General features: G+C 40.2%; 6 protein-coding genes. All 6 read right to left on the reverse strand.

Annotated elements, in window-relative coordinates; translation table 11 throughout:
- Positions 1-55: 55 nt before the first annotated feature.
- Positions 56-4,912: an aminotransferase class III-fold pyridoxal phosphate-dependent enzyme gene (locus tag V7K35_RS21535; protein ID WP_335081433.1), complete on the reverse strand. Its 4,857-nt coding sequence runs from the start codon at positions 4,910-4,912 to the stop codon at positions 56-58.
- Between the two features lie 9 nt (positions 4,913-4,921).
- Positions 4,922-8,161, reverse strand: coding sequence for a non-ribosomal peptide synthetase (locus V7K35_RS21540; protein ID WP_335081435.1), 3,240 nt, complete (start codon positions 8,159-8,161; stop codon positions 4,922-4,924).
- 19 nt (positions 8,162-8,180) lie between these two features.
- Positions 8,181-9,230 carry a TauD/TfdA family dioxygenase gene (locus tag V7K35_RS21545; RefSeq protein ID WP_335081437.1) on the reverse strand — a complete coding sequence of 350 codons (1,050 nt, stop codon included), beginning with the start codon at positions 9,228-9,230 and terminating at the stop codon, positions 8,181-8,183.
- A 19-nt stretch (positions 9,231-9,249) separates the two neighbouring features.
- Positions 9,250-10,806, reverse strand: coding sequence for a condensation domain-containing protein (locus V7K35_RS21550; RefSeq protein ID WP_335081439.1), 1,557 nt, complete (start codon positions 10,804-10,806; stop codon positions 9,250-9,252).
- 54 nt (positions 10,807-10,860) lie between these two features.
- Positions 10,861-11,823: a cupin-like domain-containing protein gene (locus V7K35_RS21555; RefSeq protein WP_335081441.1), complete on the reverse strand. Its 963-nt coding sequence runs from the start codon at positions 11,821-11,823 to the stop codon at positions 10,861-10,863.
- Positions 11,824-11,970: 147 nt separating this feature from the next.
- A complete protein-coding gene (locus V7K35_RS21560; RefSeq protein WP_335081443.1) occupies positions 11,971-12,171 on the reverse strand; it encodes a hypothetical protein in 201 nt (66 codons plus the stop codon).

The following is a 12,171-nucleotide window of genomic DNA, read 5'->3' on the forward strand; positions in this document are numbered from 1 at the left end:
ACGCAAAGAGATAAGAAATAGAGATTTTAACAAATGATTTAGGACTGCTATAGTATTATCGTTCACTTCTTTTTTCTCTTCGTCTTTGACCACGAGAAATACTTTGTTTAGCAGAAAGTATTTCATTCTGTTCTGGGCAGAGAATATTCGCAAGAGAGTTTATGGTTGGTGCTTCGTAAATACTCTCTATAGGAATGTCAACGTCTAATTTTTTGTTTAACAAAGAAATAGCCTGAAGAGCTGTTAGAGAATCACCGCCCAACTCAAAGAAGTTGTCGTCAATGTTCACGTTGTCAAAACCAAAGAGTTCTTGCCAAGTGTTAGCAATAGTTTTCTCAACCTTTTTACGGGAAGCAGCATAAGTATTTCCCAAAGCATCAGGTATTTGCTCAACTAGGGTTTCAAACAACTCATTAGCAGACTTTGCATTTGAAGTAATCGGCAGAGATTCAGTAACTAAGTTTAAGGATGAGCCAGTCAAAGTTTGATTGGTGATCATCTGTCCGCCATTTGTTGAAATCTGTTCCGATGTAAAAAATCCTCCTTCTTGCATTTCAACTACGCTTTCCTTGACCGCCCAAATCACCTGTTCAATGTCTTCATCAGTATGAGCGGTAGATAGATATAGAGTGCGTCCCTCCCAGACATAAATTCCTTTTGCAAGCAAGTGATAGAAAAGTAAATTACTAAATTGAGTCTGGCAATTAAAACGGAAGAGTGAGCCAAAATTAACAACTCGAATTGGTACTTGCTTTTGTTCAAAGTAACTATTAAGAGTCTCGGCTAATTGTGTTGTCCGTTGATTTAACTCCTCCTGAAGTTTGGAACCACTGTTTTTGATGTGATTGAGTGCAGCCCAGGCGACAGCTATGACGAGAGGATGCTTGAAAAAAGTACCAGCGAAAAAAGTTGTTTTGACCTGGGGGTAAGACTCATCTCCATAGTTCCACATACCTCCGTCCAATGCATCCATGAAAGCAGCTTTGCCAGCCACTACCCCAATAGGGATGCCAGCAGCAACAGCTTTACCATAAGTAGTGATATCTGCTTGAATACCCCATAAAGCTTGAATGCCGCCTGGGTGCATCCGAAAGCCAGTAACCACCTCATCGAAAATTAAAACAGTTCCAGTTTCTTGAGTTAATTGTCTTAGTTGAAATAGAAACTCTTTAGGCTGAAAATCTGGCCGACTGCTTTGTATCGGTTCAACTAAAATCGCTGCTAAATTATGAGCATGGTCTTTAAGAATGTTGAGAGATTCGGAAGTACCATACTCTAGCACCATCACATCCTCAGCCAAGTATGATGGAATACCTGAAGTCATCGGGACAGAACGCAGCGTTCCGTCGTTGGTTGTTATTCCTTTGACCAAAACTCCGTCAGAACCGCCGTGATAAGAACCAGCAAATAAAGCAATTTTTGAGCGTCCTGTAACAGAACGTGCTATGCGTACTGCCCCCATCACTGCTTCTGTGCCATCGTTACAAAAAGCTGTCCGTTCTGCACCCGTTAATTCGCAAATTAACTCAGCTAATTGACCTGCAAGACGCGATTGTGGGCCATTTAGTATACCTTGCTTGCTCTGCTCTTGAATGGCTGCGATCGCAAAATATGGCGAATGACCAAATAAAAGCGTACCAAACCCCATTGAAATGTCTACATATTCGTTGCCATCGACATCCCAGAGTCTAGCACCCTCGCCACGCTCTGCATGAATTGGATATATCATCTCCTTAATAAACGGAAAGAACCCTGATACTGCCCTGCTATTGGCATGGCAAGAACGATAAGTTTGGGTGAGTCTTTTAGATTCTTGGGTACGCTTGACAAAAAGTGCAATTAAAGCATCTAGATGTTTATGTTGGCGGGGACTCAACATCATCGATTCTTTTTCGATTTGTTGGGAAGCAAATTTCCGGTCTTTGATTTGTTGCTCAGAGTTTGCTCTAGTAAATGTAGACTGATTTACACTAAACGCAGAGCCATTGGTTGAAGTTTGAGCAATTTGCCCATTTTGATAGATAGCTCCCAATGAAGGCAAAACTTCTCTGGGTAAACTTCCCTGTGGTAATAAGTCTACCAGTTTAGACATAACCTGAAGATGCTGTGAAATGATCTGTTCAATGACTGTATTTGCTATAGGTTTCTCGGATTTTTGGTTGACTATTTGCGTATCTGGAGCATTGATTGATAATGGTGGCTGTTGAGACACAGGAATCTCCTTTTTAGGCGATGGATTGTGATCATTAACTAAGATCGGCTCAATCCAGTATCTTTTTCGCTCAAAAGGATATGTTGGCAAGGGAATACGATGACGTTCTTCATGAGCATAAAATTCTGACCAATCCACATTTATTCCCTCCAGCCAGAGTCTACCCAATGTATTTAGTAAAAACGCCACATCTGATTGTTGCTGCTGTGAATGTCTTAGTGAAGAAAGAACTACCTGCTTGGCTGCTTTTTGCTTGTTAGCTAAGGTACTTAATGTCCGCCCTGGCCCAACCTCTAAAAGAATTCGCTTTGGCTGTTGCAGCAATTCGGCAATTCCCTCGCTAAAACGCACTGTTTGGCGTAAATGTTTTACCCAGTATTTCGGGTCTGTTGCTTGGGCTGGGGTTATCCAAGTGCCGGTGACGTTAGACACAAAAGGAATTTTTGGAGAATTAAGGCTAATTTTGCTCACCTGTTCCTGGAATGGTAACAGAATCGAGTCCATCATTGGGGAATGAAAAGCATGGGAAGTATGCAGACGGCGACAGTCTACACCTTCCTCAGTCAATCGTTTTTGTAAATCATCAACCGCTTCTTCCAATCCAGAAACTACACACATATCTGGTGCATTGATTGCAGCTAAAGAGAGTTTTTCTCCTAGAATGGGTTGGATTTTTTGCTCTGGTAGTGAAACAGCCATCATTGTTCCCGATGGAAGCTGCTGCATCAGTTGTCCTCGGTTGGCTACGAGTATCAATGCGTCTTCTAAGGAAAACACACCAGCAATGCAGGCTGCGACATATTCTCCAATGCTGTGACCAATCATTGCATTCGGACGTATACCCCAAGCCATCCACAACTGAGCCAAGGCGTATTCAACTACAAATACTGCGCTTTGGGTAATATGAGTTTGTTGTAATTGCTGTGTTGCCGCTTCCGTTCGCTGATGCGGATACAATAATGTCCGCAGGTCTAACTTCAGATAAGATTTGAGAAATTCACAACAGTAATCAATCTGTTTGCGGAAAATTGTCTCAGTATCATATAATTCTCTACCCATGTCTACATACTGGGCACCCTGTCCGGGGAACATAAATGCAATCTGTTGCCCAGATGGTTCGGTGAATTTGGTGAAAACCCGTTCCGAAACAGGCGTTTCTAAGACTGTGACTGCATCGTTAAGGTTTTGACAAACTAACATCCGGCGATCGCTAAAAGCCCTTCGACCCAGCTTCAGGGTGTAAGCAATATCGCCTAAGTTAAGTTCAGGATGTTGCTTTAAGTGCTTTACTAAGTTTTCCGTTGCAGTTTCTAGTGCAGAACTGGTCTTAGCAGAAAGCAGCAATAACTGCCAAGGACGAGAAGAACCAGAAGTTTCAACAGCAGGAGCTTCTTCAAGAATTATATGAGCATTGGTACCGCCAATCCCAAAGGAACTAACCCCCGCACGGCGAGGAGTACCGTTTGACTTCCATTCTGAAAGCTTGTGGTTTACATAAAAGGGGCTATTAGCAAAATCAATCTGGGGATTGGGCTGCTGAAAGTGTAAATTGGGTGGTATCTGCTGGTGTTTGAGTGCGAGAACAGTCTTGATTAAACTAGCAACACCAGCCGCCGCATCTAAGTGTCCGATATTGGTTTTTACTGAGGCGATCGCACAAAAGTTCTTTTTGTCTGTGGGGCGAAAAGCTTGTGTCAGCGCGGCGATTTCAATGGGATCGCCTAAAACTGTACCGGTGCCATGAGTCTCTACATAGTTAATCGTCTCCGATTCAACCCTAGCCATTGCAAGAGCCTCGGCAATTACTTTTGCTTGCCCATCTACACTAGGAGCCGTAAAACCAACTTTCAAAGACCCATCATTGTTAATAGCTGAACCTTTAATCACAGCATGAATACAATCTCCATCTGCTAAAGCATCTTCTAACCGCTTGAGAACTACAATACCCACGCCGTTGCCGCTAATAGTTCCTTGGGCTTTGGCATCAAAAGCACGGCAGTGTCCATCGGGAGACATAATTCCCCCTTGCTGATAGCGATAACCAGTTTTGTGTGGCACTTGGATCGAAACACCACCTGCCAGAGCAATATCACTTTCGCCATTAAGTAAGCTTTGGCAAGCTAAATGAACGGCAACTAATGAAGTCGAGCAGGCCGTTTGGACGTTAATGCTTGGACCCTTAAGATTTAATTTATATGAGATATATGTAGGCAGAAAATCTGGACTATTGCCAATGGACATTCGGTAACTGCCCACTGATTCTATAATTTTCGGCTGTGTATAAAGATGTGATAAAAAATAAGTATTTAAACTGACACCAGCGTAAACACCAATCCGACCTGCATATATTTCCGAATCGTAGCCAGCGCCTTCCAAAGCTTCCCAAGCACACTCCAGGAATAAACGGTGTTGTGGGTCAGTGATTTGGGCTTCTTTCGCAGAAAAATCAAAGAATGAAGCATCAAATAACTCTATATCTTCTAATACAGATCCTGCTTTTACATACTGAGGTTGACTCAGCATCGCTGAGTCAATTCCAGAAGACAACAATTCTTGATCACTGAAAAAAGAAATAGACTCGACACCATCTTGGAGATTCTGCCAAAACTGTTCGATATTTTTGGCTTTAGGAAAACGACCAGCCATACCAACGATCGCTATCTCATCGAGGCTATCAAATGCATTTGGTTGATTCATCATAGCCTCCTCCTAATGGCTTTTTTCTTGATGTTTTTGTCGGAGTTGTCTTTGTTGTTTCTTTGATTCTCTACGAGTCTTAACTAAATCATGACTTGGTTGCAAATCAGTTTTTTCTGCTAATTGTTGACTTAAATGTTTCGCCAATGCACTAATCGTTGGATATTGAAACATTTCGACAATTGATATATCTTTATTAAGAGTTTGATACAGTTTGCTGTGTATCTGAACCATCAGCAATGAATGACCGCCAAGATCGAAGAAATTGTGATGAATGCCTACTTTCTCGACGTGAAGTACTTCTTGCCAAATTATAGCAATAGTTTGCTCAAGTTCAGTCTCAGGAGCCACAAGATTTTCTTCGAGATTCAACTGTGGCTGATCGGGTAGCACTCGGCGATCTACCTTGCCGTTAGGCAATAGTGGCATTTCCTTGAGCAGAACAAAAGCTGACGGGATCATATATTCAGGTAGATGATCCAACAAATAGCGGCGAAGTTCACTAATGATAGAAACTGGCTGCTGGTTAGCAACCAGATATGCCACGAGGCGCATATCTTGGAGTTCCTGCTTCTGGGCTATAACTACAATCTCCCGCACCTCTGGATGTTGATCCAGTACCGCTTCAATCTCTCCCAGTTCAATACGATAACCCCGGATTTTAACCTGCTGGTCAAGCCTTCCCAGAAATTCAATGTTGCGATCGCTCTGATAACGAGCTAAATCTCCCGTTTTGTAAAGGCGCATTCCTGGGCGATCGCTAAATGGGTTAGGAATAAACTTTTCGCTAGTTAAGGCAGCTTGGTTGAGATAGCCTCTAGCTAAACCATCACCACCGATATAAACTTCACCGATAACGCCAACAGGAACAGGTTGCAAATGAGAGTTAAGTAGATAAATCTGCGTATTAGCAATGGGTTGACCAATCGATACTTGCCCTTTGATTTGTTGAGAGCGACAATGGTATACACTGCTCCAAACTGTGCCTTCTGTTGGCCCATACTCATTAAATAAAGATGGTTTTGATGGCAATTGGTGATGACGTTGTACTAACTCTGCTGGACAAGATTCACCAGCAACAATGATGGTACGAAGTGATGCTAATTGTTCGGGTTTTACCTCCTCCAATAAAATAGTATATAAAGATGGAAGGCTTAATAAATGGGAAACATGATTTTCGACGATTAACTCTAATAGTTTTGGGATATCCAATTGCAACCCTTCTTGTGGAAGACAAAGAATTCCTCCAGAACAAAGAGTCCAAAAAAGACCCGCCACAGAACTATCGAAAGCAAAGGAAGAAAGTAATAAGAAGCTACTAACAGCTTCTTGATAGTAAGTAATCCGAGCAGTTGTAGAGTTTACTAAATGGCGATGTGCAATCTGCACTCCTTTAGGTTTGCCTGTAGAACCAGAGGTATAAATGACATAAGCTAAGTTTTCACTATGGGTTTTGAACGGGAGATTTTCTTGACTCTCCTGAGCAATAATTTCCCAAGCTGTATCCAAGCAAATTGTTTGGGCGTTATGGGCTGGTAAACCCGAAAGCAGTGGTTGTTGAGTCAATAATACTGGTGTTTTGGTATCTTCTAATATGAAGGCTAAACGCTCTGATGGATAATTGGGGTCGAGTGGAATATAAGCTCCACCAGCTTTGAGAATGCCCAAAATGCCAACAATCATTTCGAGCGATCGCTCGACACAAATTCCTACCAATACCTCTTTTCCAACTCCTAACCTTTGGAGGTAGTGAGCCATTTGATTGGCACGAGCGTTTAATTCATGGTAAGTAAGTTTCTGTCCAGAAAATGTAACGGCAATATTGTTTGGTGTTTGCTCTGCTTGTTCTTCAAATAAGTGGTGAATACACTTATCTTGGGGATAATTAGCCTGTGTTTGGTTGAACTCAACTAGAAGTTCATGTCTGGTGCGATCGCTTAAAATTTCTAATTCACTGATTGCACCTTCTGGATTATTTACGGCACTTTCTACTAACTTGTGAAATTGCCCTGCTAATCCTTCAATATCCTTTGCACAAAATAGGTTAGAATCATAATGAAATTCTGTATTTATTAAATCATCCCTTTGCTGACAAGAGAGCTTTATTTTAAAACGTTCAATGCAGGTGTAACGCTGGTAAATTGAAAATATTATACTATCTGCAAAATACTTTCTATCTTCTGACTGAAAATCAAAGCCAAAAGGTAAAAAAGACAAGTTCTCTGATTTGGTATCCAATGATATTTGTTCCCAAGTAAAACCATCTTGCCATTTGTAGATAGATTCTACAGATTTATGAATCTCCTGTAGAACTTCACTAAACCGGAAATTATCTTCTAGATCACAACCAACTGGTAAGTATTTAGCAAACAGCCCTAATGCGTTTTTTAGCTCATTATATTTTCTGCCATCAACAGCGTTGCTAACTATTATCTTGGATTGTCCAATAAGTCGCCAAAGGAGAATCAACCAGCAAGTTAAATAAAATATAGAAGCAGATGTATTATACTTCTGAGCTAAAACTTCGATTTTTTCTATTAATTCAGATACAATTATTGAACTTAATAATTTTGGTTCAAATTTCTGTTTTTCCGAAATAGAGATTTCATTATGAAGCTGTAAATATTCAATAGCAGAAAAGTCTTGCTTGCGCCAATAGTTTCTTCCTAGTGCTGTTTCCTCTGCCTCAAGGATTTGATTTTGCCATTCCGAAAAATCTGCGTATTGCAGTGGTTCTTCAGATAGCTTATTTGGCGATTGATTGGAATATAAAATGGCAATTTCTTCTACCAGATTTATCAGACTTGCATTATCTCCGCAAAGAGCAGGTAAACTGATAAATAACAGATGTTTCTCTGGCGATAAAGTTATCAGGGATGTCTGTAAAATTGAACCTTGCTCATAGTCAAAAGATAACTGGTTAAATTGCTGAGATATTGCTTCAATCTTAGCTTCTTGTTGTTGAATATTCAAATTACTAAGATTGTGCTTTGTGTCTAATTTTAACTTGTGGTTTGTAATTACCTGTACTGGAAGAGTCATCCCAGGTAGACAAGGAAAATAGGTACGAAGTATCTCATGGCGATCGACAATATCTTGCAATGCCAATTCTAGGTTATTTATACCGAGATTACCTTCAATTAAAATCGCGCAATTGCTACGATACGCTTCAGTTTTATCAATTTGTTGCAGCAACCATAGATGCTCTTGCTGAGGTGAAAGTTGAAACCCCTCCATACTTTCTGCTTGCATATTTATACCTCTGTGTCAATTAAACGCATTGGGGAGTATACGGTTCAGCCATTCCTACTAAAATTTTTCTGGGAGGGACAAATGGATTACGGGCATGTATTGATAACATATTGTCCAACATCAATACATCTCCTTTTTGCCAGGAAAAGGTGATCATTTCCTGTTGATAAGCTTCTCTCAGATGAGCTAACACTGATGGCTCTATTGGAGAACCATCTCCGTAATATGTGTTAGTCGGTAAGTCTTCTTCTTGTAAATTTGTCAACAATGAATCGCGGACTGTTGGTTCCAAAGTGGAAACGTGGAAAAAAGTCGCGTGGTTGAACCAGACCATTTCACCGGTCTGAGGATGTTTGATAATAGCGGGTCCAACTTGTCGAGTTCTTAAGCGATCGCCTGTTTTCCATTCAACCTCAATTCCATGACTTTGGCAATACTCCTTTACCTTTATTTTGTCTGTTGTTTGAAATACAGTTTGCCAAGGAAGACCAAATCCATCGCCAAAGTTACGCATATACATCACTTTCTTTTCAATAAAGCGATCGCGGATAGTTGGATTAATCCGTTCAAAGACTTTTCGACAAGAACCAATTGGAGTTTCTCCTCCTGACTGCGCTGGACTCATGCAAAAGAAGAATATTTTTAACGGGAAGGTAAGAGAATATGCGTGTTCATTATGAGGAAAGATACTTTGTTCAGCAGGATAGTCAGTTGAAGTATAAATTCTACCACCTACTTGAGTTCGTGGAGATGCCCGATAACGATACTCCATTGCTTCTCCACAAATAGCTGCGATGATTTGCTCTAATTCCTCTACTGATTTAACTTTGAAATCTCGAAAAAGTATAGCTCCATATTTTAATAATTCGGTGTTTACAAATTTACGATTGTTCTCAGCCCAGTTTTCCAGATTCACACCTTTTATGCTAGGTTTGATCACTAAAGGAAAGTTAGTGTCAGACTCAATAAAGTCTGTTTTTATTAAGTTTTCTGGCGATAGATTGACGCTCTTACGTCTTCCTGTTCCTAAATGATTGATATTGTATCCTTGAGGTTCAGTTTTTGTCATAAATTGTATTTTGTTAAGCTTATAATCTACTATTATTTCTGCGTTTAGCGTTCATTAATTTTTGTTGAATAGTGTTTTGATAAACTTGTTCTTGGGCGAGATTATGCTGCTTGTCTGCTTCAGAGAGAATTGTTTTTAGCTCATTCAATTTTGTTTCTGGATGTGTCGAAATCTTGCCTAAAAGTATTTCAAAGTTTCTTGACATCTGGACAATACTAGCAGTGTCAAATAGGTCTGTATTATATTCCCATACACCAAATAGTCCTTTCTCTGTCTCATTTAGCTCTAGGAGCAAGTCAAACTGCACTTGCACTGTTTTATTTTCGACCTTTAAGGAGCTTATAGTCAGATTTGGAAGTTCTAAAGACGGGGTTTGGGTATTTTCCAAAACTAGCTTTACCTGAAACAACGGTGAGCGATTCAACTCTCGTTTCGGATTCAGAGCATCTACCAGTTTGTCAAAGGGCAAATCCTGGTGAGCATAGGCTTCCAGGGTCATTTCGCGGACTCGTTCTAATAACTCTAGAAAGGTAGGATTTCCTGATAAATCGGTACGCAATACCAGTTGGTTGGCAAAGAACCCGATCAATCTCTTGGTCTCGGCTTGGTTGCGGTTGGCGATATCAGTACCCACGACGATATCTTCTTGCCCTGTGTACCAGGAAAGCAAAGTCCCAAAGGCTGCAAGTAGTATCATAAATAGCGTAATACCTTGCCGTTGATTCAAAGCTTTAAGCTTCTCGGATAAGGTTTTGGGTAACATCAGAGTTTCCCTTGCTCCGGAGAAAGTCTGAATTGTTAGTCGAGGACGATCAGTGGGTAGTTCTATTACAGGTAGTCTACTACCCAATTCCTGCTTCCAGTAAGCAAGCTGAGTTTCTAGTTGCTCTCCTTGTAACCATTGTCGCTGCCAAACGGCAAAATCTGCATACTGAATAGATAGTTGAGAAAGCGGTGAGGGTTTTCTCAGAGAAAAAGCTTCGTAAAGGGCTGCGATTTCACAAATAAGCACACCTATTGACCAGCCGTCAGAGATGATGTGATGCATTGTCAACAATAGGACATGATCCGTCTCGCTTTGCCGCAGTAGAGTAACTCGGAGTAAGGGACCTTTGGCTAAGTTGAAGGAGTGTTGAGCTTCTTCATGAGCTAGTCGCAGAACCTCAACTTCCCTCTTGTCTTTGGGAAGTTGTTGCAAATCTACCACTAGTAGTCTAAAAGTAGGAGTCGGAGCAATAACTTGTATTGATTGACTATCCACTGTAGTGAATGTGGTTCTTAAAACTTCATGACGCTTCACCACTTCTTGGAAGCTTTGCTCCAACATCGGCACATTTAGCCATCCTACCAGACGCATGGATTGGAAAATGTTGTAGGCGCTATGACCAGGCTGCAACTGGTCGAGAAACCACAGGCGCTGCTGGGCAAAGGATAGGGGAAACGAGTTGGACTCTCGACTTTGAGGGACTATTTGCGATCGCAACAAGACCTCCCCTTTTTTGTTATGAAGCTTTTGCAGGAGAAGTTGACGTTTTCCTGGGGTAAGAGCAGCAATTTTTTGGGAAAGGTCACTCATTTACACAAACTAATATCAAATGATAAAGCGCTAATTGTTTAAGAAATATTAGGTTTAAAGTAAACCAACAGCAAGCAGAAATCTACTCAACCAAGGAAACTCCAAAATTAATGGTATAAGATAACCTTTGATAGGACTCTTTTCAAGAAAAGATTGGAACACTAATTCTGAGTTAGATTCGTTCACAAAAATATTTCCCATACCAATACTGTTTTCTAAGTTCTTCACTTGATGCCACCAGTTAGGCGGGATATAAATAATTTCTCCTGGTTCAAGTGTGACTTCCACTGGCTTTGCTTTGGCGTAAAGTGGAAACTTTTCTAAATTAGGATTGAAGGCATCTACTTTTCCTTCGTACAAAACATCTTTTTGCTCTGGTGTAAAAAAAATAATTTTTTTTCGTCCAGAAATCAGTCCCAACCAAGCGGCACAACTAGTAGGATCTTTGTGAAGACCGACCGATGTACCCTTATAACCTATAAATATTTCTGGGTTATCATATTCATATTTTTGTAAAAGTTTTCTTGGTAGTCTTTGGAACCAATTAGAAAAGTAAATAGGTTCTTTGTAGTCTTCTAAAAGTTCCGGGTAATAAGAAACCACCCAATTAGCTAGGTACAGACATTCCTCACGATCATTGAGACTCATATAGTCAATGTAATCAGCGATAGTCATGAAAGCCCTATCTTCATTTTTATTGTTCTTTACGACATACTCAATTGAGCCATAATGCGACTTGAAAAAATCTAAAGTCCACTTTTTCATAGCTTTCCAGTCTTGCATCATGTCAGTAATGATAACAGGTTTGCCAACAGATGCGTACTTCTGCACAAACTCATCACATGAAAGATTACTGCGACGCTCAACAAAATCAATAGACGTCCATACCAACTTGCATTTGTTCTTTTGCCACATTCTCTTGAGTAGATAAATGATTAGGCGTGTTGTAACAAACAATGTAATTAAGACAAAACTCAATTTCAGAGTGTCGAAAAAAGAAAAAGATTCTATAGCCATATTAAGTCTAGTTGATTTCCTTTAAAAATCGCACTTTTCATTCGTTAATAGTGGAATCAAAACCTTAGATGAAACCAATAGAAAATAGAACATGACCTAACCACGGAAATTTCAAAACTAATGGAAAAAGATAGCCTTTTATTGGGCTTACTCCCGGATAAATTCATCATTCGAGAGGTTAGTGCGATGCTCAACAAAATCAACAGGCGTCCATACCAACTTACATTTATTTTTTTGCCACAATATTTTAAGCAGATATATAACTAACGGTGTGACAATAATTAGCCCAATTGTCAAAAAACTAAACCCAATAATTTCAGAGAAATAAAGTGGTGATTCAATAGTCAT

Source organism: Nostoc sp., from assembly GCF_036917275.1.
GTDB lineage: Bacteria > Cyanobacteriota > Cyanobacteriia > Cyanobacteriales > Nostocaceae > Nostoc.